The sequence below is a fragment of the Alteromonas sp. W364 genome, from assembly GCF_031846205.1.
GTDB classification, from domain to species: Bacteria; Pseudomonadota; Gammaproteobacteria; order Enterobacterales; family Alteromonadaceae; genus Glaciecola; species Glaciecola blandensis.
Window position 1 is genome coordinate 54,393 of sequence record NZ_JAVRID010000011.1, and the last position, 22,200, is coordinate 76,592.

The following is a 22,200-nucleotide window of genomic DNA, read 5'->3' on the forward strand; positions in this document are numbered from 1 at the left end:
GTCAAATCTGGCTGTCACTATGCAAATTCAAATTGTCGCGGTAGGGAACAAAATGCCCAATTGGGTTGTCGAAGGCACGAATGAGTATATTCGACGCTTCCCTAGAGATATGCCAGTGTCCTTCTTAGAAGTCACTCCTGGTAAACGCGGCAAAAATGCAGATGTGCAAAGAATTCTGTATGAAGAAGGGCAACGTTGTTTACAACAGATACCAAAGGGAAACAAAGTAGTGACTTTGGAAGTGTTGGGTAAACCCCTCTCTACACCGCAATTAGCCAAAGAGTTGGACAAGTGGAAAATGGACGGGCGCGATATCAGTTTATTGATTGGCGGTCCCGAAGGCCTATCACCTGAGTGTCAACAAGCTTCAGAACAACGCTGGTCTTTGTCTAACTTAACGCTACCCCATCCAATGGTTAGGGTTATCGTCGCAGAGAGTTTATACCGAGCATGGTCTGTCACACAAAATCACCCTTACCATAGAGAGTGAGTAGAAAAGCATAATGCCACAAAAGCGCCAAACGATACGCGACCACACTGCAGAAGCGAATTTATTTGCCCGTAGAACGGTAGTGGCGATTGTCTTTGTTTCATTGCTGATGCTGGTCATTATTATCAACTTGTATAAATTGCAAGTTACCCAATATGAAGATTATCAAACTCGTTCAAACGGTAACCGAATTCAAGTATTGCCAGTGGCGCCTAATCGAGGCCTCATTTACGACAGAAATGGTGTTATTTTGGCTGAGAACAAACCCGTTTTCAGCCTGGAGATTACGCCTGAAAAAGTAGACGAACTCGACGAAACACTGGAACAGCTATCCGCTTTAATGTCATTGACTGACGCCGAGGTCAATGCATTTAAGAAACAAATGAAGCAACAACGTCGTTTTAAACCGATTTCTATTCGACAACAACTTTCACACGACGACGTAGCGTTGTTTTCAGCAAAGCAGCATCAGTTCCCGGGTGTCAGCATCGAAGCCCGTTTATCTCGATACTATCCTTTCAAAGATACGCTTACACATATGCTAGGTTACGTCGCTAAGATCAATAAAAAAGACTTAGAAAAGCTCGGACAAAGCGAGCAACTGTCGAACTATGCTGCAACACATGACATAGGAAGACAAGGTGTTGAGCGTTTCCATGAAGAAACACTGCATGGCAAAGTAGGATACCAGCAAGTAGAGGTGAATAACCGTGGGCGTATTATTCGGGTATTGAGCTTCGACCCTCCTACTCCGGGTAGAGACATCGTACTTAATATAGATATTAATTTACAAAAGAAAGCTCAAGAAGTACTGGCTGGCCGCAGAGGTTCGGTGGTTATCACCGATCCCAAAACTGGCGGTGTCATGGCCTTGTATAGCAGCCCAAGCTACGACCCTAATTTGTTCGTTCATGGTATAAGTACCAAAGATTATTCTAAACTTCTGCAATCAAAAGACAGTCCACTCCTTAACAGAGCAACACAAGGCCGGTATCCCCCTGCCTCTACAATCAAGCCTCACCTCGCTTTGCTTGGCTTAGAAACCGGCGAAATTGACGAGACCACGACAATTAAAGACCGCGGTACATATCGATTGAAAAACGTTGACCATGTTTGGCGTGACTGGAAAAAATGGGGACACGGCGACGTAGATGTCACTAAGTCGGTCGAAGTATCTTGTGATACGTTCTATTATGATTTGGCCTTTAAATTGGGCATAGATCGTATCAGTGATAGCATGAAGCAGTTTGGCTTTGGTAGCCGTACTGGTATTGATTTGCATGAAGAGTCTGGCGCCAATATGCCTAGTCGTGGCTGGAAACGTGCCAGGTTCGGAGAGCCTTGGTATATCGGTGATACGATTCCCGTAGGGATTGGACAAAGTTTCTGGAATGCGACGCCGCTACAACTCGCTCAATCACTCAATTTCCTTGTGAACAAAGGTGAAAAACACACCCCTCGTTTAATTCAGGGCTACATGGTTGAAGGCGCTGTCGATCCAATTCCCGTGGTAATGCAAGAACCGATACAAATGATCGATGAAAAGAACTGGGACATTATACTCGATTCACTATATGGAACGGTGAACCGAGAGCATGGTACAGCGCATACCGCATTTAGAGGGACCGATTACGTTTCAGCCGGTAAAACTGGCACGGCACAGTTATTTTCTGTTGCTCAAGACGCTGAATATGAGGAAGAGAACGTTTCTGCTCGTTTGCGAGACAACGCCATGTACGTAGGTTATGCGCCCTACTCTGAGCCTGAGATTAGTTTATCTGTAGTCATTGAAAATGCTGGCGGCGGTAGTTCTAATGCAGCACCGGCCGCTCGCACGATAATGGATTATTACTTTAGTGAAGTTAAAGCAAAAGGTATTGCACAAAAGGCAAATAGCACAGCGCCTGACAACGTCAGTATTGTGAGTGGAGTCAGTAGTGGCAACTAAATTTACAACCGTAAAAACCACTTTTCTGGAACGCCTTCACATCGATGGCTTTTTATTGTTCGCCTTACTGTGCCTGATGGGCATTGGTTTAGTCACAATCTACAGTTCGGGTGGCCAAGATTGGGACTTAGTCACTCGTCAGTTCACACGCCTAGGTATTGCATTGTTAGTGATGGTTGTCTTGGCGCAAATACCACCGATGGCTTATCGAAGACTGGCTATTTATTTTTATGGTTTTGGGCTGTTCATGCTACTCGGGGTTCTATTCTTCGGGGTTGTGGGTAAAGGTGCACAACGCTGGTTAGATCTTGGGATTATCCGGTTTCAGCCGTCTGAGGTAATGAAACTTGCTGTGCCGTTAATGATTGCTTGGTATATCAGCAAGTTCAACCTGCCGCCACGTACCCGCAATATTGCAATCGGCTTCATCATCGTTTTTATACCCACCATCTTAATTGCTAAACAACCCGATTTAGGTACCAGTCTATTAGTAGCAAGCTCAGGTATCTTCGCACTTTTTCTCTCTGGAATGACATGGCGCTTAATCTCAGTGATAAGCATTATGGCCAGCTTGTTCGCGCCGATAATGTGGATATTTCTCATGCAGGGGTATCAAAAACAAAGAGTACTCACTTTTTTGAACCCTGAAAGCGATCCATGGGGATCTGGTTACCACATTATTCAATCTAAAATCGCGATAGGCTCTGGTGGAGTCAGTGGTAAAGGTTGGTTGCAAGGTACTCAATCTCAATTAGAATTTCTACCAGAGCGGCACACTGATTTTATCTTTGCTGTTTTCAGCGAGGAGTTTGGTCTGATTGGCGTAATCGGTCTATTGTTTATTTATATGTGTATTATTATCCGGGGCATGATGATTGCGAACTTAGCCCAAGATGCATTTAGTAAATTACTGGCAGGCAGTATCACCCTGACCTTTTTTGTTTATGTATTCGTAAACATGGGCATGGTATCTGGCTTGCTGCCAGTTGTGGGTGTTCCTCTTCCCCTTGTGAGCTACGGTGGAACATCAATGGTGACTCTGCTGGCTGGATTTGGTATTTTAATGTCAATCAGTACACAAAAACGACTGATGTCGAGATAAATTTATAATAATAACTCAAAAGTGACAATGGAATGAACGCGCTAAATAGACACTTGTGCTTATGTTTGATGGGCTTGAGCTTGTTCGCCTGTGAGTCAAACAATAGTAGCCGCTACACCCAAAAACAAGATAGTGCTCCACAGTTTCGCTATGGAGAACTCGAACTTGAAGATGCCGTACCTCGGTATGAGCCCTATGCGCCGGCAAATAGCAGGCCCTATACTGTATTTGGTGAATACTATACGCCGATGTTTACAGGGAAAGGGTTTGTGGAAGTTGGCGGTGCATCTTGGTATGGACAGAAATTTCATGGCCATTTAACTTCCAATGGCGAAATTTACGATATGTTCGAAATGACCGCCGCACACAAAACATTGCCTCTACCTTCTTTCGTGAAAGTCACTAATTTAGACAATAATAAAACGACGATCGTACGAGTAAATGATCGCGGCCCTTTTCATCCCGACCGCGTGATTGATTTGAGTTATGCCGCTGCGAAAAAACTAGACGTGATTTCCCACGGGGTCGCAAATGTGAAGATTGAAGTCATCCATATTGATGAAAATGGCATCATGACAGTAGGCAATGGCGAACCACAACAACCACAAGTGCCTCCATCGATCGCTGCACCAAATCAAAAACGAACCGCATTAGCAGCCCAAGCTGAACCCAAATCAAACGATAATAATAGAGTTGACCTCGCTCCCGCAAAGGCACTTAGCCCTAGCCTATTGGCTACCGAAAGACCTAGTTTAGATGAGTTATTTGTGCAAGTGGGTGCATTTTCAAATCAAGAGGCAGTCATCGAATTATCCGAAGGTTTAAGTCGCTTATATCAAGTACCTGCCGACACGCCTTTAATAGATAATGTGTACCGATTACGTTTAGGGCCATTAAAAAATGAACAAAAGGCCGAAAAACTTATCGAAGAATTGAAAAATATTGGATTTGATAATGCCTTTCCTCTCGTCGTGCCAGCAGATTAAACAATAAATCCTGTATTGCACTAGTAGTCGGTGGGTAGAATGTTATAAAATCCACAGTTAACAAATCATGAATGAAAAGCTGTATTCGTCATCATAAAAATAATAAAGGCGGGTAAGTCAGGCAATTCATATCAAAATGATAAACCACAAACCAACGGTTGAATAAATGCGCTTAAAAATAGTTTCTACGTTACTCCTTGCCGCGACTTGCTTTTTAGCTAACGCTGCTATCGTTATCCCTCCACCACCGAGTGTTGCCGCCGGCGGCTTTATGCTGATGGACCACAACACCGGTCACGTTATTGCTGAAAAAAATATTGATATGCGTCTTGCTCCAGCAAGTTTGACGAAAATCATGACAATCTATGTCATCGGAAAAGAAATCAAAGCTGGCAACATAAGCCTTGATGACATGGTGACAATTTCTGAGAATGCTTGGGCGAAAAACTTCCCAGACTCTTCAAAAATGTTTATCGAAGTAGGTACAAAAGTCTCCGTTCGTGAATTACTCAACGGTATAGTTGTGCAATCAGGTAACGATGCTTGTGTGGCGATGGCTGAACACATCGCAGGAAGCGAAGACGCTTTTGCTAGTATGATGAACGCACACGCCCAAAGCCTGGGCATGAGCGCGAGTAATTTTGTGAACAGTCATGGCCTACACGACCCTGACCACTACACTTCACCTCGTGACATGGCGACCCTATCTTCTGCGTTAATTTCTGAATTACCTGAAGCCTACGCTTTGTATAGCATTAAAGAGTTTACTTATAACGGCATTAAGCAATTTAATCGAAATAGTTTGCTATGGGACAAAAGCCTTAATGTAGATGGCATTAAAACGGGTCACACCTCTGACGCAGGCTACAGCTTAATTACTTCTGCAACTCAAGGTGATATGCGCCTGATATCGGTTGTTATGGGCACAGACAGTGAGCGCTCTAGAAAGGTGGAAAACAAAAAGCTGCTGCGTTATGGTTTCCGCTTCTATGAATCAGTCACGCCATACCAAGCCGGTGATAGCTTCGTTGCTCACCGCATTTACATGGGTGATCGTGAAACGGTCGACTTAGGTTTAAATCAGTCCACTCCTATCACCATCCCTCGTGGCCAAGTTGACAAATTAAAAGCCCATTTCGAGCTTAGCGAAAGCTTAGAAGCACCGATTGCCAAAGGCCAAGTTGTTGGTAAGTTGTTTCTGCAGCTTGAAGGCGAAAATGTGGCGACTTACCCTTTAGTCACACTACATGAAGTAGAGGAAGGTGGCTTCTTTGATAAAGCAATGGATTGGGTATCTCTTAAATTAGGTTTCGAAGATTAATATGACGATGGATACAAAGTTCGATGAACTCCTAGACTTTCCTTGTTTACAAACATTTAAAGTCATGGGTGTGGCGCACCCAACGCTACCTGAGGTTGTTGTAACACGTTTGCAAGAGTTAGCGCCAGGCGACTATTCGCCTAGCGTTAAGCCTTCAAGCAAAGGGACTTATCACTCTATGTCACTCAGTGTGAAGGTAGAAAGCAAAGACCATATGGAAACCATTTACACAGAGTTGTCAAAACTCGAGTTAGTACGAGTGGTTCTGTAGCTTGAGTGAATCGACACTCCCTACTATCGTGCGTCAATTAGGTAGGAAAGAATATACGCCTACTTGGCAAGCTATGCAGAAATTTACTGACGAGCGTAATGAGCATACTCCTGATGAAATTTGGTTAGTTGAACATCCACCTGTATTTACTCAAGGCCAAGCAGGCAAGTCAGAGCATATCCTAGCGGCTGGAGATATTCCGGTAGTGCAAGTTGACCGCGGTGGTCAAGTGACCTATCACGGTCCTGGACAACAAATGCTGTATATTCTCATTGACGTTCGACGTAATAAATTAGGTGTTCGTCACTTGGTCAGCGCATTAGAAGATAGTATTGTCGCGCTGATGGCCGACTATGACGTTAAAGCCCACGCAAAGAAAGATGCGCCTGGTGTTTATGTGGACGAAAAGAAGTTATGTTCTGTTGGCCTGCGCATACGTAAAGGATGTTCATTTCATGGTTTAGCCTTAAATGTTAATATGGACCTGAGTCCTTTTCAACGAATAAACCCTTGCGGATACGCGGGAATGGAAATGGTGAATAGTATCAGCCTAGGTGGCCCGGAAAGTTTATCGCAAGCAGGTCCACAATTAGTTGAACATTTTTGTACTCTTTTGGGTATTAAGCACAAAGAATTTAGAGAAGGTGACGATGAATAATACACGTCCACAAGCTGGTGTAAAATTAAGAGATGATGAGAAAGTTAAACACATTCCCATCACAATTGTCCCCACCGAAAAAGAACAAATGCTGCGAAAGCCTGAATGGATTAAAATCAAGCTTCCTCGCACCACTGACCGCATAGAGCATATTAAAGCGACCTTACGTAAAAATAAGCTACATTCGGTATGTGAAGAAGCGAGTTGCCCTAACTTAGCAGAGTGCTTTAACCACGGTACAGCAACCTTTATGATCTTGGGTGATATCTGTACTCGTCGTTGCCCTTTCTGCGACGTTGCTCATGGCAAGCCACTTCCACCTAGCGCGGAAGAGCCTGAAAAATTAGCCAAAACGATTGCAGAAATGGGATTGAGCTATGTCGTTATTACTTCGGTTGACCGTGATGACCTGAGAGATGGTGGCGCTCAGCACTTCGTTGATTGCATCAATGCCATTCGCGAGCACAGCCCAAGTACAAAAATTGAAGTCCTCGTTCCTGACTTTAGAGGAAGAATGGATCGTGCCTTAGAGATTTTCAAACAAGGCGTTCCTGATGTTTTCAATCATAACTTGGAAACTATTCCACGCTTGTATCGTGAATGCCGACCTGGCGCTAATTATCAGTGGTCACTTGATTTGCTGCGCAAGTTCAAAGAACAGCACCCTGATATTCCGACAAAGTCTGGCCTAATGATGGGCATGGGCGAAGAAGCCGATGAAATGCAAAAAGTACTAGATGACCTTAGAGCCCACAATGTGGACATGCTGACACTTGGTCAATACTTACAACCAAGTAAGCATCACTTCCCAGTTAAACGGTATGTGCCGCCTGCAGAGTTTGATGAACTCGGCGACTACGCAAAAGGAATTGGTTTTACCCATGCTGCTTGTGGGCCGATGGTACGTTCTAGTTACCATGCTGATAAACAAGCGGCGGGTGTAGAAGTTAAATAAGAAAGGGCTATTGTGCCCTTTCTTCCTTCGCTTTTTTGATAGTAAAAAGCCACTGTGGCGTTACCACAATTAAAATGAGCAAGATGAACGGGAATAATATGGATGCAAGCGTACTAAACAATGCGTAATTCATAAGATACCCGAACTCTGGGTACTCCGTATCAAAGGCCACCGTCACAGTATCTCCTGTCGTGAGGAAGCCCGCAGCACTATAGACGTGCGCATTAACCCAGAACCAATACTTCGTATCATCATAGATGTACTCAACAAGTACTTCATGCATTTCCGGCGTATGTTGAGAAGTCGTCATATACGATGGTCTGTCTCTGGTAACACTATATTCGACGACTTCTCCGCTGACCGTTTCTGAGAATAAATAAGCAGGTAGCGCCTCTCTCCCGACAAACAAAACACTACATATCATCCCTAATAATATGCACATGCTGACATTTAATTGCCGCAGCTTTTTCTGGTAGTTCATAAAACATCCTTATAAGTACACCTCATCCTAGACTAGCAGATTTATCAGCAATTTGCCCTATGTGCTTTATTGCTTAGTAATAGCGTAAGTCCTCGGTTTTGCCTCTAAAGGTGTAGTATGAAAACACCGTGTAAGCCCCGATAAATGGCAACACAAACAAACTACCTACCAATATAATCATAAGTGACTCTGGTGCACTCGCGGCTTCAAATAAGGTAAGTTCGCCAGGCACAATGTATGGATAGAAGCTGAAGCTTAAGCCTAAGAAACAGCACACGAATACAATCACGACAATCACAAAGGGAAGCCAAGCTCCTCGGTCGTCTTGCAGAGGAAGTCGATGCAAAACTGCGTATCCAAGTGCAAACATAGCGACACAAAGTAGCGGTATGGCGGCATAAAAATAGGCCCAAGGTAACTCTGTCCATATTTTTAAGACAGAAGGATTTATGTAGGGGTTAACCAGACAAACCGCAATAATACCGATAGCACTGACCGTACCGTAACTCTTCGCCCACATGATGGCTCTGTTTTGCAGTTCGCCCGAGGTTTTCATGATCAACCAAGTTGCCCCTATCAAACCATAGGCGGCGACCACACATAAGCCGCTAAACATGGCGAAAGCAACAGAGATCAAAGTATATTCCAAACCCATAACATACAAGCCAAGCATAAAACCTTGCATGAAAGCCGTGCCGATCGAGCCAATTTTGAATACGTAGTCCCAAATGATTTTTCGTTTGGGTTTTACTTTCGCTCTAAAATCAAAAGCGACACCACGCAGAATGAGCGCTAACAGCATGAGCGTAGCCGGTAGATAAAATGCCTTTAAAATCGCACTGTGCGCTGCTGGGAAAGCAACTAATAACAAACCTACCGCAAGTACTAACCAAGTCTCATTAGCGTCCCAGAATGGCCCTATTGAAGAAATAGAAACATCTCTACTGTGCTCATCTTGCATAGGAAGTAAAATCCCGACACCTAGGTCAAAGCCATCAAGGATCGCATATAGCAAAATAGAAACAGCGGTCAGGATGGCAAATACAAGCGGCAGACCTTGTGCTGAAAATAAGAAGTCCATTTTATACCCCTCCCGCGCTTGCATTTGCATTGAATTGATTACCTTTTCGCTCTGGTAAGCCCGGTGGTGACAAATCATATTCTTCAATTTTCACTGCACGTCTTGCCATTAAGAATAGCGTACGCACATATACAACAAGCAAGACAACATACATGGTCATGTATAGAACAAAAGTCAGTAAGACATTCTCGGAGGCTATCGTGGTCACCGCATCTGCGGTTTTCAAGACGCCGCTGACAAGATAAGGTTGACGCCCAATTTCAGTAACATACCAACCGGCTAATGTCGCAACCCAACCCGCAAAAGTCATACTAATAAGAGTCATTAGCTGGAATGTAGACATAGCGCGTTTTTTCACTAAGGTAAAGGTACACCACCAAGCGACAAGCAACATAGTAAATCCTAAGCCTACCATAAGCCTGAAGCTATAAAATACAGGAGCCACAGGTGGATGCTCGCCTGCAAAGTCATTCAAGCCTTGCAACTCACCTTCCGGATCGTGGGTTAAGATCACACTAGCAAGCTTTGGAATTTCTAGGGCGTATTTATTGCTTCGTGATTCTTCATCTGGGATCGCAAACAACACTAACGGCACGCCTTCTTGAGTTTCCCATAAGCCCTCCATCGCAGCTACCTTTTGAGGTTGATGCTCGAGCGTATTTAAGCCGTGTAAATCCCCCACAAAAACTTGCGTAGGCGCTAACAACGCAGCACTAAAGATCGCTGTTTTTAAGGTTAGTCTTGGGGCTTTTTTATTGTCACCCCGATAAATTCGATAGGCCGATAGTCCTGCGACCAAAAAGCAAACAGTCAGAGCAGAAGCCAACAGCATATGAGTGAAGCGATACGGAAAAGAAGGATTAAAAATAATGGTCATCCAATCCGTAGCATAAGCTACCCCTTCCCTCATTTCGAAACCATCAGGTGTTTGCATCCATGAGTTTAGTACCAATATCCAAAAGGCCGACATCGTTGTGCCAAATGCGACGAGGAAAGTGGCGCCTGTATGAACCCACCGAGGAACACGATGAAAACCAAATAGCATAATGCCTAGCATCGTTGCTTCTAAAAAGAATGCCGTTAACACCTCGTAGGCAAGCAAAGGTCCTGCGATGTTACCAATGGTCTCCATGAAACCGGGCCAATTGGTACCAAACTGAAAGGACATTGTAATACCGCTCACAACCCCAAGCGCGAAGGTTAAAGCGAATACTTTTACCCAGAAACGATATGCTCGCATCCATACTGGGTGATTCGATAAGTCATAGCGTACTTTGAAATAAAACAGTAACCAACCAAGTGCAATGGTGATAGTTGGAAATAGAATATGAAAGCTAATATTAGCGGCAAACTGAATTCTAGACAGTATCAGTACATCAAACATAATAGACCTCGGACACAATCGCTCTAAAAAATGGTGAGCGTGGAGAAAAAGAAAAAGGACTTATTTAAAGATTGACTAAGATTTCTTTCATTCCGACTTTTTCATTAAAAACTTGTCTTTCATGTCTAAGACTTTGCCCACCCCTGAGCCCAGTTTCATTAAGGTATTCAATTTTTCAGGGCTGAGTGACTGCAGACTTTGCGTCCAGTGAGTAATATTTTCTAATAGATCATGGATTTCTGAAATCTGCTCTTGCGCATACACTTCAGATGCATTCCCAGGCTCATCGAGCATAATATCTCTCAGCAGGCTTAAGGTTGGATCCATCTCGCGCTTACGGCGTTCCTCAAAAACTCGATTGGCCATATCCCAGATAGTCCCTTTGTTGCGATAGTAGTCTTTTCTATCACCGGGTTTGTGAGTTGTCGTCACCAACTGCCAAGACGCTAATTCCTTCAAGCCCATACTCACGTTACCACGTGAAATACTGAGCGTTTCTGCAATATCATTCGCGCTCAGTGGCTCCTCAGTCATCACAAGCAAAGCATATATTTGCCCAACGGTACGATTAAAGCCCCAACGGCTGCCCATCTCACCGAAGTGCATCACAAAAGACGCTATCATGGGTGTCATTTTCATAACCAAACCTTTTGAAGTTTCAATAATTTCTGAAACTATAATACATAATTGATCTAAATCAACTAATTCATTGGGGAAATTAGGTAATTGAAGCTAGTAACTGGAAGGAATTTGGTACACGAACGCAATCAAATCAAATCAATGCGTGTTTGTTACTTACGAGAAAGCTCGCCGCGCAGGTCTTGCATCATCAGCTGTTTGCGCTTTTCTATCGGTAAATCAGCTTTACTGAGCAAATAGTGTAATTTAGCAAGTGTCGCCTCTGGTGTCATATCGCCGCCAGATATTAAGCCGGTGTCTTGCAAAATATGTCCATTCGCATACCCACTCATATTCACTTTGCCCCGGAAACACTGGGTACAATTGACGACAATAATCGCCTGCTTCTGTGCATTGACAAGTTGTTCCAATAAGCGTTCATTGTGCGGCGCATTGCCGACTCCGTAGCTTAATAATATAAGGGCATTTACTGGCTGTTGGATAATATTTTTTACCACATCTGCAGAAATACCTGGATACAAACTAACTAGACCAATAGGTTGAGATATCACTGGACTAACGCGCATTCGCGCTTGAGTTTTAAAAGAAGGGTCAGTCGCTAAACGTCTTACGTTGTCATGATTGACTTCAATATTAATACCCGCTTTCAATAGTACTGGAAAATTGGGCGAGTCGAAGGCGTCAAAACCGTCCGCATCGACTTTGCGAGCGCGATTGCCTCTTAACAGCTTGTTGTTGAAAAACAAGGTAACTTCAGGGATTGGATAATTTGCCGCAATGTATAGCGCATTGAGCAAGTTCGTTTGCCCGTCCGAACGTAATTCTGCCAATGGGATTTGGGATCCAGTCACTATGACTGGCTTTGCAAGATCCTCTAGCATGAATGACAAAGCAGATGACGTATATGCCATGGTATCAGTGCCATGCAAAATAATAAAACCATCGTAATCATCATAATGACGATCAATATCATCAGCAATCAACTGCCAGTCTGCCGGTGACATGTCACTGGAATCGAGCAGCTCATCATATTCATGGATTGTAAACGCTGGCATTTCGCTGCGTTGAAACTCTGGCATTTTGGCGAGTGTTTCACTTAAATAGCCTTCAGCCGGAACGAAGCCATTCTTAGAGGGCTTCATACCAATTGTACCGCCAGTATAAGCTACATAAATATGTTTACGCATTCTCTACTCTCATGATGCTATCAGTGCCTATTCTGCTTGCGCTTAGCTTACTCATTGAGCTTCAAACACTTTCTTCAATCGTTTGAGTAACGCCTGATCTTCTTTCTGCAATGGACCATGTGACACCCAATCGGCTAGTAAGGTCTGTAGGGTCTGTGGCTCATTGCCTTCAAGTTTAGAAGCCATCATCTGCAATTGTAGTTCTTTGCGCTGCTTTTCATCAGCTTTGTTGCTTGGCAAATCATGTAAGACTTCGGCTTGGATCGTAATAGCTTTACGGTCTGCAGATGCTGTATTGCTTTGTTTAAAGAGGCTCTGAAACCGCTTGGGAAGTTGCTCGAAGGTATCTGGCAGATCAACGTCTTCATTCTCACCGCTTTTCCACGCTGCTAGCGTCGTGAATAAGCTATCCCACTGCGCTTCACTTCGTTGCTTATCGAGAGCGCGAGACTTATCGTTAATATTTTCTAACACCCGTTCGATTTTTTGCCCTTCAATTTTTGCAAGCTTTGGTGGAAGTTCGCTCATATGAACTTTTGCCGAGTTCGCTTGCTCTGTCAGTTCAGCCAAACTAGCAGAATCGTTAGCAGCATCAATCGCTTTATGGATTGGTTGTAAGATATCAGCGATTAACTTCTGTGAGGCAGAGATTTCGCCGGCTTGCTCGTCTCTTTTTTCATTGAGTTTAGCAAACACTTTATCATTGGCCGCGCGAAATGCTTTCCACAACTTGTCATCAATGTTTTTTCCCGCAAACCCCAAGGCTTTCCATTGCTGCTGGAATTGTTTCGCTTGATCCACGGCTTGCGTCAAATCTTCACTGTCATTGAGTCGCTCAGCCCGAGTGACCAATTGCTGCTTTTGCTCTGCGTTTTCGGCATAGTACTGATCGAGTTTGACTTGGATCGGTTTTTGAGCGGCATAGTAATCTTTTTGCAGTCGCTTTCTTTGGTCGTGTTCTAAAACACCAATTTCACGCCATTTCTTATTCAGCGCGCTGAGTGAGCGCCCTAAACTCGCCACATTCTCTTGTTCTTGCAAAGCGGATAGCTGCTGAATCAACTGCTCTGCAACTTTAGCGTTCTCGGCTCTTAGCTTTTCCTGTTCAGCGTAGTGCTCACGACAAGGCGCAAATGCCTGCTCTAAAGCCTCATCGAATCGCTTGTTGAGTTCATCATCCTCTTCTGTACCCAACTTGCCTAAACCGTTCCAATCTGACCTTAGCACCTTTACTTGCTTAGCTCGCTCACCTAGGTCATCAATATTTTTCTCATTCGCCAGTTTCATTGCATCTTCAAGCAAGGCCGGCTTTCTTGGCGCAGCTATAAATGCTTGAAGCTCCTGTAACTCAGTGACTTTATCAGAGAGTTCATCAAATAACTTTTGTTGCGCGCGCTGCGCTTTTTCAGGTAAGCCTTCGAACTGTGCTTTTGCATGTCTAAACGTTGAGATAGCTGGCTTGTAGCTACCTTGTCGAATCATGCGCTGCACTGTTAGCAGCTTACCTACCGCCTTTTTTTCTTGTTGTTTGATTTCCTCAAACGCACTATTCAGCGTGCTTCGATACTTTTTTTCAGCGGTTTTCCAAGCGCTTAATACACTTTCAGGCAAAGGTAAATTAAGGTCGCTTCTTAGCGCTTGCCATTGTTTTTTCAAAGCATGCAATGCTTCATTTAACTCTTGTGTTGTCAAACCTTCAGAAAGACCTTCCAACTCTGTCAGCAAGGCCATTGCTTTTACCTTGTTTTCCTTTGCTTCAGGCAAGGCAATGAGAAAGGCTCTATATTGCTCGATGTGTTGGACGATTTGTTTGATATGGCGCTTGTGAGCGGTTGTCTGAGGTCGATTACGCGCATCTTCTACGTCACTTGCTATATCTTCTAATGCGTTACTTAATAGCTTTGATTGTGCTAACAGGCTTGGATCATCAATTGACGCCAATATTGCATCTATTTGTTGTTTAACCTGATTAAATCGATTCTCAATTTCAGCCAAGGCATTGGTAGTTTCTTTCAGCTCGTTAGCACTTTGCCACTCACCTTTCAGCGCCGCTAAACGCTTTTCCAGTGACTCACCCACACGCAAGTACTTTTCTGCAAGTATCAAGGCGGATTCTTCATCCAGAATAGAAAAAGACTTTTTCAAGGTTTCAAATTGTGAGACTAAGCCTTGTCTATGTTCATAGATGTACTCATAGTCATTTTGATCTTTTAACGCGAGCATTTTTGAAATAACCAAGGTAGCATCTTGTTTCAGCTTAATTGGTTTCGCTTCTAGTTCTTTTAATTCGTTAATTCTCTTCTCAGCAGCGGCGACAACCACGTCAAACTGACTGAATTTCAATAATTTACTTAACTCATTGATATCGCTAGTACGATTAACAATAACGAGTTGTTGAGCCTGATTGGCATGCTCTCGAAAATAAAGGCGAGTGGTATTCACCTTGTCGATTTTAAGCAAGCTAGCTAAGGCCAGCGCATCGTTTTCTTGCAAGCGTCGATTCGAAGACAAGAGGTCTTCTAATAAATTTGTATTTTTTGACTCAGCAACAAAAGCCGCAAATTCACTCGCACTGATCAAGTTGGAGTCTGGGTTATTAACCTCAGCTAACACCTTTTCGTAGGCACGTTTTTTAATTCGTGAGTTTTCAGCGGTTTCAGACGCTTTTAACCATAAGGCAAAAGAATTTAATTTGTCCAGCGCTGCTAAACTCACTCTCGCATCGCTATCGTTGAACGCTAGTTCATGCAACGCTTGCTTATCACTCGCTTTGTCTAAAGAAAGACTTTCAATTGCCTGAATACGGGTGTCTGGATCAGAGTGAAGGTGTTTTGCTTTAAATAAACGTTCAAATATCATCTTGTTTAAACCGCGCTATAGGGCTTTGATTAGTGGCTTCTTGTTGTAGCTCTTGACGCAATTGAGATTTGCTTTTTTGTACCACTTCGCCGTCTTTGCCTATGGTCATGTGTTGTTCAGATTGTTCAATGCGTGATTGATATAACAGCACCGCTTGCAAAGAGTTTTCCTTTTGCTCTTCGGTCAACGGCGTGCCATCAGGCCACTTACCGGTTTCTACCGCATTGCGCAAATTGTCATATATTTGCGGCGTCATGGCTTGAACTAACTGTTGTACATCCATCTTATTTCCTTTTTGCTAAAACAATTCGCACGCGATTGACGGCGTACCAAGCAAAACCAAATACTGTGGCAGCTATCGACAGATTATACTGGATTTCTCCAGGCTCTGAGCCACCCCAATAAATAAAACCGAAACCCGCAATAAACATTAAAATCGCAACCATAGATTGATTTTGTAAGCTTTGCATCGCTTTGTAACGCTTCAGGCTTGCTTTTCTCGCAATGTCTTCAGCACTTGCATTGCCGATGTTAAAACCACAATGGCTGCATGTTTTTGCTTTATCTGAAATGGGTTTAGAACAGGATGGGCATGCTGTAATTGCCATACATGTCTCCTTAATAAAATCTTAGGTTCTTATACGTAAAAAGAGATTAATCGACCAGTCGATTAAACTCTTTTTATTTTACTATTTGCTAGGAATTATTTTTTTACTTTTTCCCAGTATTCGTTCACCGATTCTTTCATTTCTTTGCGTAGCATCATGATCCCAAACAGGTTTGGTAAAGTCATAACGACTATCGCCACCGCAGATAAAGCCCAAACTAGCGTGGTATCCGAGATAGCTGCCCAGAAGAAACCAGCACAATAGATCACTCGGTAAGGCATAACTGAACGAGGACCTAACAAATAAGTCATTGCTCTATCACCGTAATAAGACCAAGCGATAGCGGTCGAGAACGCGAATAATAGTAGCCCAATCGAGACAATGTACTTACCGTATTCGCCAAAGAAACCGCGAGTAAAGGCAATCGCCGTGAGATTCGCAGAGTGAACCAGTGACTTACCCTCAACAATGATAGATTGTTTGACTAACGCGCCATCTTCCACCAGTAAACGCCCAGTATATGGGTCTTCGGTTGAACCTACGCTATAAGTCACATCTTCAGCGAAAGAGCGACTGTTCAGTAAAGTAAATCCATCGCTGACAGCAACACCATTCACCACTTGAATTTCACCGGTGAAGTTAGTAATTGCATCTTCGTCGACTTTGTTTAGATGCTTGAATAGAACCTGTACATCTTCGTTTTTAGATTCTTGATACTCACCTGCGATAAACATCATGTCTGAACGGTCGAAAATATTTTGATGTTTCTCTTTCCAAACGCCAGACGACAAGATCACTAAGCCGGTAATAGTACAGATAATAATGGTATCGATGAACGGTTCTAAAATAGACACCATACCTTCTGATACAGGTTCTTTGGTTTTTGCTGCGGCATGCGCAATTGGAGCAGAACCTTGACCGGCTTCGTTACTAAACAAACCACGGTTTACACCACGGTTAAAAGCATAGGCGAGTGTCGCACCTAAGAAACCACCAGCAGCGGCTGAACCCGTGAAAGCATCGCTAATAACAGCCCCAAATGCAGGACCGATATTCTCGACATTCGCAAAAATAACGGCAAACGCACCAATAATATAAACGACTGCCATCAAAGGAACGATTTTAGACGTAACGGCTGCAATGCGTTGAATACCGCCAAGGATAACTAAGCCTAATATTATAGCGAGAACACCACCAACCAACATTGGAGAAAAACCAAATGTTGACTCAATACTCGTTGCGATACCATTACTTTGAGGAAGGTTGCCTGTTCCGAATGAACTGATCACCGTAGCGATTGCAAACGCGACAGCCAACCATTTCATATTTAATCGTCTGTCCATGTAGTACATGGGACCACCAGCCATGGTGCCATCTTCAGTTTTAACACGATATTTGTGTGATAGTGTGACTTCCACAAATTTCGTTGTCATACCCAAGAATGCTGTTGCCCACATCCAGAATAATGCAGCCGGGCCACCTAAGAATATAGCAAACGCAACACCACTGATATTTCCGGTACCGACTGTGCCCGAGAGCGCTGTAGTTAGTGCACGAAAGTGTGTGGTATCACCAGGTTCATCACCCTTATCAAGCTTTCCAGTAACGACCAACCAAGCGTGTTTGAAAAAACGAATTTGCGGGAATTTCAAATAAATCGTAAAAAATGCACCTACGCCAAGTAAGACATAGGGAAACCAAGCTGCACTGCCTAAAAATCCATCTATAAGGTTAAAAAAGTCTAATAAGCTTTCCAAAGTAACGTCCTCTTTTTCTTATTTTTATATGTCAATTTGAATCTATTGTTCATGCTTTGCTGGTATTTGCAAGGTGGCATAAGCTGTCACCCACGCTTTTCAGCGCTTCTGCCGGCCCAGAATCAAGCTTTCTTAACTTTAGCACCCAAACGGGTGCTTTGTCGCGTGTTAACTTTAGCGAAGTTCCGAACTCACCGCTCTTACTGCTATTAAAAGGTCTTCACCCAATTGTTGGCAACGTGGCGCTGACCAACCATAAGCAGGATCAGGTAAGTTCTGATTATCTTTGAACGGCATTTCCAATGTATATGAAAGACACTGATAGCGGTGGCCTACCGCATTTGCACCGATTGTTAGGTTGGCTTTACCTGGTTCGTCTTTATCGTAACCAAACACATCTTGGAATTCTGGCGTAGCCATTAGCAAGGCTTGCTTAAAGGTATTTTCGAGTTCTTCAAGCTTGGTATTGTAGTTCGGGTTTCCTTCGCATCCTGCCACGAAGTTATAGGGTAAAGCCTCGTCGCCATGAATGTCTAAGAACATATCGACCCCAATTTCATCCATCGCTTTTAAGGTGTGATAAACCTCGGGACTTTTCTCTAATGAGGGCGTTTCCCATTCTCTGTTGAGGTTCGTTCCCACGGCATTCGTTCTCAAATGACCTCTCGCCGAACCGTCAGGATTCATGTTTGGGATCACGTAAAATGTATTTTGTTCTAATAAACTTTTCGCAACACCGTCATCTTCATCCAACAAACGTCCAACCATACCTTCAACTAGCCATTCCGCCATTGACTCACCAGGGTGTTGACGTGCTGTTACCCAAATTTTATTTTTGCCTTCAGCTTCTTCACCGATAACGAGCAATGACATATCACGTTTATCGATGGTATAACCCAAATGACGTAGCTCGCAATCAAAAGACATTTGTGCTGAAGAAAGGAAATCTTGATGACGCTCATAGCTGTAAGGAGTGAAGTATGCGAAGTAAACAGAGTCATACTCTGGTACGAAGTTTATCGTTAAGTTATCACCATCATATTCTGTATCAACACGAAACCATTCGTCTCTATCATAAGAAGCAAGTGCCTGATAACCCGGCCAACCATCAGGATAAGCAGAACCTTTCAGGTCACCAATCACGATTTTGTGCTCAACAAACTTTGTTGACTGTAATTTAAAGTGAAACCACTGATAAAAGTCGGAATTATTATCTTTGTTGATAGCAAGCTGAATATCTTGGGGATCTTGCGCTTGAATGACTCGAATATTACCACTATCAAACTGACTGGTGATGACCATGTATACGTCCTCTATTTAATTTTTCGCGTACTTTACCACATGCTAAAACATCAGTAAGTAGACAAGCACAAAATATTCATAGAGCTCTGTCATTCGGTGTTCGGTGGACTGTATCTTTTAGCCTGCAGTTCTCAGCTTCAAGCCTAAATAAGTGCTGTATCCCATATCACTACGAATGACCTCTAAGTTTTCATTGAGTACATAATATGTTGGATAACCACTAATATTAAAGCGAGATTTATGTTGTTCACCACCTAATAATATAGTGCCATTGACTTTATTATTCTTTGCAAAGGCTTCTATCTCCTCTTGCGATTGATAATCCAAAGCAACCCTAATGACATTATATTGGTCGGTATTCACTGCATCCAAGTTCCCGATGCTCATTTTACAAACCGCGCACCAAGGTGCGAAAAAGTAGACAAGCGTTTTCTTATCATTCGGCTCCAGTGCGTAAATTTCACCTTGTAAATCGATGAAGTTCTGCGGACTTATTTGAATAGAGCCATTCGTTTCGAGTAGGTTTCGGTTTTGCCACGTCATAAAGCCAAGAACGATAATAGCCCCTAACAGCAAATCCCTTGGCCATGAGCTTGTAGTAAAAAATGATTTGATACCAGCAAGTACACCTTTACCTTTTATTTCGGCAGTACTTTCTTGCTCTTTTTCCTGTGTATTCTCTTCCATCGCGCTTACCACTCATCGTTTGATTGAACTGCACTAGCACAATACTAGCAAAGACAAAGTCATTTAATTTAGTTTACACAGACCTCAAACAACATGAAGTTCTTTCAAAAAAAAAGCGAAAGTATCTCACTTTCGCTTTTCTATTTCGCTGTAGCTGGTGGTAGCAATGTTGGCTACCAAAACTCAGTTAACTGTTAGTAAGCGGTTCAGCACTTGGTACTAAAGGGTACTTCAAACCAGCCATGTCACGAACAACACGCATTACTTGGCAACTGTAACCGAACTCATTATCATACCAAACGTAAAGCGTTGCGCGATTCTCAGCGACAATAGTTGCTTGAGAGTCAACAACACTTGCCGCGCGAGTACCAACTAGGTCAGTAGACACGATTTCGGTAGATGCAGTGAAATCAATTTGATGCTGCAAGTCTGAGAACAAACTCGCCGTTTGCAGGTAGTCATTTAAGCTATCTTTGTCGGTTGTTGACTTCAAGTTCAAACTTAAAATCGCCATAGATACGTTTGGTGTCGGTACACGAATCGCATTACCCGTTAATTTCCCTGCTAATTGCGGATAAGCTTTCGCTACCGCCTTTGCAGCGCCAGTTTCAGTAATAACCATGTTCAGTGATGCACTTCGACCGCGACGATCCGCTTTATGGTAATTATCAATTAAGTTCTGATCGTTAGTAAATGAATGCACTGTTTCTACATGTCCGTTCTCAATACCATATTCTTCATCTAGCGCTTTAAGAACTGGCGTGATCGCATTGGTTGTGCAACTTGCGGCAGATAGAATATTGTCTGTATCGAGGATATCAGCATGATTAACACCGTGAACGATGTTTTTGATATCGCCTTTACCCGGTGCAGTTAACAATACTTTGCTTGCGCCCTTCGCTTTTAAATGCAGACCTAGACCTTCTTCATCACGCCACATACCCGTGTTGTCGATTATAATGGCATTGTTAATACCATATTGGGTGTAATCAACTTCTTCAGGACTGTTGGCATAAATAACTTGGATATAAGAGCCGTTTGCTTTTATCGCTTTGCGTTCCTCATCAACCGTAATGCTACCATTAAAAGGCCCATGCACAGAGTCTCGGCGCAATAAGCTTGCACGCTTCTCTAGGTCGCCTTCACGGCCGCCTCGCACAACAATAGCACGTAGACGCAGCTTATTGTTCTTGCCTTGTCTTTCAATTAACAGACGTGCTAACAAACGCCCTATTCTGCCGAAGCCGTATAGAACAACATCTGTTGCTTTATGCTCATCTTCAGCATTATGGACTGCTTTTAGTGCTTCATCTAAGTAGCTTTGTAAATCAGTTTGATCTTTGCCTTTGCCATAATGGAAATCAAACGCCAGTTTACCGATGTCTATTTCAACAGGCGCTAAGTCCATGTTGCTAATTGCTTCGAGTACTGGCCAACTTTCACGTAGTCTAAGCTTCACTCCCTCGTGACGTCTCACTGTGCGATGTGCCTTAATAACATCAATGGCGCTAGCGTTTAGTAAGGTACGGCCATAAACGGTGATTTCAACGCAATGATTGCGATAAAGCTTACCAATGATAGGTAGCATTTTTTCCGCGTATTCCTGACGCTCTTGCCAACTAGTGAGTAATTCCTGTTCGAACTGCTGATTCATGCAAAGTACCTTTTAAACATAGGTTGTTGAATGGGTTTCGGGGCGCATTCTATTCAAACGAGGGCCTTATGCCAAATTGTTGATAAGTTTCACTTTTTCAGAATATTCTAGAGATGCATGATGAATGTGTGTAATTTATCAACAAATACAGCAGTTAGCGCTAGACTCTGTATTGGGTTGATGTGATTTGATATCGTAAAGGCGATTGGCTTTGTCGTTCTTGGAAACGATAGAGAAGTTCAAATGCAAAAAATGTGAGCAATAAGCCCTTGTTAATACATTACTATTTAAATTTAGATAGCTATTCGGTGCGCCAGACGCAAAGAATTCGTAGGCCATGTTGGGCAGAAATTCATTTGTAAGAAATTTTCATCAAAAAAATATAGATTTGCTATGATTTCGCTCAATTATCCTTAGCTTCGAACTGCAGCGACAATGAATTCACACAGTATCGTTGTCCGGTAGGTTGAGGGCCATCTTCAAAAACATGACCGAGATGAGCCTCACATTGCTTACACACAATCTCAATTCTGCGCATACCAAGAGAGTCATCTGGACGATATAGCACGTTGGCATCCGCGCTTTGTTCATAAAATGAAGGCCAACCACAGCCTGCGTCGTATTTAGCGCCTGAATCGAAGAGTTGAGCACCACAACATTTGCACAAGTAATTTCCCGTCGACTCATTATTCAAGTACTCACCAGTATAAGGTCGTTCAGTGCCGGCCTGACGTGTTACTCGATATTCCTCAGCAGAAAGTTTTTCTTTCCAATCTTTATCAGTCATGTTCGTCATGTCAACTTTCCTCTTTTAGGCTCAAAACGGCTCA

Annotated in this window: 21 protein-coding genes; 8 read left to right on the forward strand and 13 right to left on the reverse strand. The window is 43.2% G+C overall.

The window, feature by feature from the left end; all coding sequences use genetic code 11:
- The first annotated feature begins 19 nt into the window (after positions 1–19).
- The 8 genes from rlmH (at position 20) to lipA (ending at position 7,731) form a co-directional block, all read left to right on the forward strand.
- Complete coding sequence (gene rlmH / locus RM556_RS15865) at positions 20–490, forward strand: 23S rRNA (pseudouridine(1915)-N(3))-methyltransferase RlmH (RefSeq protein WP_311360554.1); 471 nt, start codon at positions 20–22, stop codon at positions 488–490.
- A 13-nt stretch (positions 491–503) separates the two neighbouring features.
- Positions 504–2,438, forward strand: coding sequence for a penicillin-binding protein 2 (mrdA, locus tag RM556_RS15870; RefSeq protein ID WP_311375060.1), 1,935 nt, complete (start codon positions 504–506; stop codon positions 2,436–2,438).
- The gene (rodA, locus tag RM556_RS15875) at positions 2,428–3,540 is read left to right on the forward strand and encodes a rod shape-determining protein RodA (RefSeq protein WP_311375061.1); all 1,113 of its coding nucleotides are present in this window, start codon (positions 2,428–2,430) and stop codon (positions 3,538–3,540) included. The genes mrdA and rodA overlap by 11 nt, the downstream gene beginning before the upstream one ends.
- Before the next feature lie 32 nt (positions 3,541–3,572).
- Entirely contained in the window at positions 3,573–4,526 is a 954-nt protein-coding gene (locus RM556_RS15880; protein ID WP_311360557.1) for a septal ring lytic transglycosylase RlpA family protein, read from the forward strand.
- A gap of 166 nt (positions 4,527–4,692) precedes the next feature.
- Positions 4,693–5,847 (forward strand): D-alanyl-D-alanine carboxypeptidase family protein, encoded by a 1,155-nt coding sequence (locus RM556_RS15885; RefSeq protein WP_311360558.1) that lies wholly within the window; start codon positions 4,693–4,695, stop codon positions 5,845–5,847.
- 7 nt (positions 5,848–5,854) lie between these two features.
- Positions 5,855–6,118: a DUF493 family protein YbeD gene (gene ybeD / locus RM556_RS15890; protein WP_311360559.1), complete on the forward strand. Its 264-nt coding sequence runs from the start codon at positions 5,855–5,857 to the stop codon at positions 6,116–6,118.
- Position 6,119: 1 nt separating this feature from the next.
- On the forward strand, positions 6,120–6,776 hold the full coding sequence (gene lipB / locus RM556_RS15895; protein WP_311375062.1) for a lipoyl(octanoyl) transferase LipB: 657 nt from the start codon (positions 6,120–6,122) through the stop codon (positions 6,774–6,776).
- Entirely contained in the window at positions 6,769–7,731 is a 963-nt protein-coding gene (gene lipA, locus RM556_RS15900; protein WP_311360561.1) for a lipoyl synthase, read from the forward strand. The genes lipB and lipA overlap by 8 nt, the downstream gene beginning before the upstream one ends.
- 7 nt (positions 7,732–7,738) lie before the next feature.
- On the opposite strand, the gene RM556_RS15905 is transcribed toward lipA, so the two are convergent.
- From RM556_RS15905 to msrB, 13 genes are all read right to left on the reverse strand, one after another.
- Positions 7,739–8,173: a hypothetical protein gene (locus RM556_RS15905; protein WP_311375063.1), complete on the reverse strand. Its 435-nt coding sequence runs from the start codon at positions 8,171–8,173 to the stop codon at positions 7,739–7,741.
- Positions 8,174–8,285: 112 nt separating this feature from the next.
- Positions 8,286–9,293, reverse strand: a complete 1,008-nt coding sequence (gene cydB / locus RM556_RS15910; RefSeq protein WP_311360563.1) for a cytochrome d ubiquinol oxidase subunit II — start codon at positions 9,291–9,293, stop codon at positions 8,286–8,288.
- Position 9,294: 1 nt separating this feature from the next.
- Positions 9,295–10,677 carry a cytochrome ubiquinol oxidase subunit I gene (locus RM556_RS15915; RefSeq protein ID WP_311375064.1) on the reverse strand — a complete coding sequence of 461 codons (1,383 nt, stop codon included), beginning with the start codon at positions 10,675–10,677 and terminating at the stop codon, positions 9,295–9,297.
- Positions 10,678–10,764: 87 nt separating this feature from the next.
- Positions 10,765–11,316, reverse strand: coding sequence for a GbsR/MarR family transcriptional regulator (locus tag RM556_RS15920; protein ID WP_311375065.1), 552 nt, complete (start codon positions 11,314–11,316; stop codon positions 10,765–10,767).
- A gap of 152 nt (positions 11,317–11,468) precedes the next feature.
- The gene (gene ansA, locus RM556_RS15925) at positions 11,469–12,503 is read right to left on the reverse strand and encodes an asparaginase (protein WP_311375066.1); all 1,035 of its coding nucleotides are present in this window, start codon (positions 12,501–12,503) and stop codon (positions 11,469–11,471) included.
- A gap of 51 nt (positions 12,504–12,554) precedes the next feature.
- Positions 12,555–15,362 carry a DUF349 domain-containing protein gene (locus RM556_RS15930; protein ID WP_311360567.1) on the reverse strand — a complete coding sequence of 936 codons (2,808 nt, stop codon included), beginning with the start codon at positions 15,360–15,362 and terminating at the stop codon, positions 12,555–12,557.
- A complete protein-coding gene (locus RM556_RS15935; protein ID WP_311360568.1) occupies positions 15,352–15,645 on the reverse strand; it encodes a DUF1315 family protein in 294 nt (97 codons plus the stop codon). The genes RM556_RS15930 and RM556_RS15935 overlap by 11 nt, the downstream gene beginning before the upstream one ends.
- A gap of 1 nt (position 15,646) precedes the next feature.
- The gene (locus RM556_RS15940) at positions 15,647–15,970 is read right to left on the reverse strand and encodes a zinc-ribbon domain-containing protein (RefSeq protein WP_311360569.1); all 324 of its coding nucleotides are present in this window, start codon (positions 15,968–15,970) and stop codon (positions 15,647–15,649) included.
- A gap of 95 nt (positions 15,971–16,065) precedes the next feature.
- Positions 16,066–17,727 (reverse strand): amino acid carrier protein, encoded by a 1,662-nt coding sequence (locus RM556_RS15945; RefSeq protein ID WP_311360570.1) that lies wholly within the window; start codon positions 17,725–17,727, stop codon positions 16,066–16,068.
- 174 nt (positions 17,728–17,901) lie between these two features.
- Complete coding sequence (locus tag RM556_RS15950; protein WP_311375067.1) at positions 17,902–19,029, reverse strand: M14-type cytosolic carboxypeptidase; 1,128 nt, start codon at positions 19,027–19,029, stop codon at positions 17,902–17,904.
- Positions 19,030–19,146: 117 nt separating this feature from the next.
- On the reverse strand, positions 19,147–19,716 hold the full coding sequence (locus tag RM556_RS15955; protein ID WP_311360572.1) for a thioredoxin domain-containing protein: 570 nt from the start codon (positions 19,714–19,716) through the stop codon (positions 19,147–19,149).
- Between the two features lie 187 nt (positions 19,717–19,903).
- A complete protein-coding gene (locus RM556_RS15960; RefSeq protein ID WP_311360573.1) occupies positions 19,904–21,370 on the reverse strand; it encodes a glyceraldehyde-3-phosphate dehydrogenase in 1,467 nt (488 codons plus the stop codon).
- A gap of 403 nt (positions 21,371–21,773) precedes the next feature.
- A complete protein-coding gene (gene msrB, locus RM556_RS15965) occupies positions 21,774–22,166 on the reverse strand; it encodes a peptide-methionine (R)-S-oxide reductase MsrB (protein ID WP_311360574.1) in 393 nt (130 codons plus the stop codon).
- Between the last annotated feature and the right edge of the window lie 34 nt (positions 22,167–22,200).

What these genes read in the sequence shown, in the direction of transcription:
- RM556_RS15940 (WP_311360569.1), bottom strand. Translation starts at nt 15,970, where the DNA reads ATGGCAATTACAGCATGCCCATCCTGTTCTAAACCCATTTCAGATAAA.
- RM556_RS15930 (WP_311360567.1), bottom strand. Translation starts at nt 15,362, where the DNA reads ATGATATTTGAACGTTTATTTAAAGCAAAACACCTTCACTCTGATCCA.
- rlmH (WP_311360554.1), top strand. Translation starts at nt 20, where the DNA reads ATGCAAATTCAAATTGTCGCGGTAGGGAACAAAATGCCCAATTGGGTT.
- lipA (WP_311360561.1), top strand. Translation starts at nt 6,769, where the DNA reads ATGAATAATACACGTCCACAAGCTGGTGTAAAATTAAGAGATGATGAG.
- RM556_RS15950 (WP_311375067.1), bottom strand. Translation starts at nt 19,029, where the DNA reads ATGGTCATCACCAGTCAGTTTGATAGTGGTAATATTCGAGTCATTCAA.
- RM556_RS15905 (WP_311375063.1), bottom strand. Translation starts at nt 8,173, where the DNA reads ATGTGCATATTATTAGGGATGATATGTAGTGTTTTGTTTGTCGGGAGA.
- ansA (WP_311375066.1), bottom strand. Translation starts at nt 12,503, where the DNA reads ATGCGTAAACATATTTATGTAGCTTATACTGGCGGTACAATTGGTATG.
- RM556_RS15885 (WP_311360558.1), top strand. Translation starts at nt 4,693, where the DNA reads ATGCGCTTAAAAATAGTTTCTACGTTACTCCTTGCCGCGACTTGCTTT.
- RM556_RS15955 (WP_311360572.1), bottom strand. Translation starts at nt 19,716, where the DNA reads ATGGAAGAGAATACACAGGAAAAAGAGCAAGAAAGTACTGCCGAAATA.
- ybeD (WP_311360559.1), top strand. Translation starts at nt 5,855, where the DNA reads ATGGATACAAAGTTCGATGAACTCCTAGACTTTCCTTGTTTACAAACA.
- mrdA (WP_311375060.1), top strand. Translation starts at nt 504, where the DNA reads ATGCCACAAAAGCGCCAAACGATACGCGACCACACTGCAGAAGCGAAT.
- RM556_RS15935 (WP_311360568.1), bottom strand. Translation starts at nt 15,645, where the DNA reads ATGGATGTACAACAGTTAGTTCAAGCCATGACGCCGCAAATATATGAC.
- RM556_RS15880 (WP_311360557.1), top strand. Translation starts at nt 3,573, where the DNA reads ATGAACGCGCTAAATAGACACTTGTGCTTATGTTTGATGGGCTTGAGC.
- msrB (WP_311360574.1), bottom strand. Translation starts at nt 22,166, where the DNA reads ATGACGAACATGACTGATAAAGATTGGAAAGAAAAACTTTCTGCTGAG.
- RM556_RS15915 (WP_311375064.1), bottom strand. Translation starts at nt 10,677, where the DNA reads ATGTTTGATGTACTGATACTGTCTAGAATTCAGTTTGCCGCTAATATT.
- RM556_RS15960 (WP_311360573.1), bottom strand. Translation starts at nt 21,370, where the DNA reads ATGAATCAGCAGTTCGAACAGGAATTACTCACTAGTTGGCAAGAGCGT.
- RM556_RS15920 (WP_311375065.1), bottom strand. Translation starts at nt 11,316, where the DNA reads ATGAAAATGACACCCATGATAGCGTCTTTTGTGATGCACTTCGGTGAG.
- cydB (WP_311360563.1), bottom strand. Translation starts at nt 9,293, where the DNA reads ATGGACTTCTTATTTTCAGCACAAGGTCTGCCGCTTGTATTTGCCATC.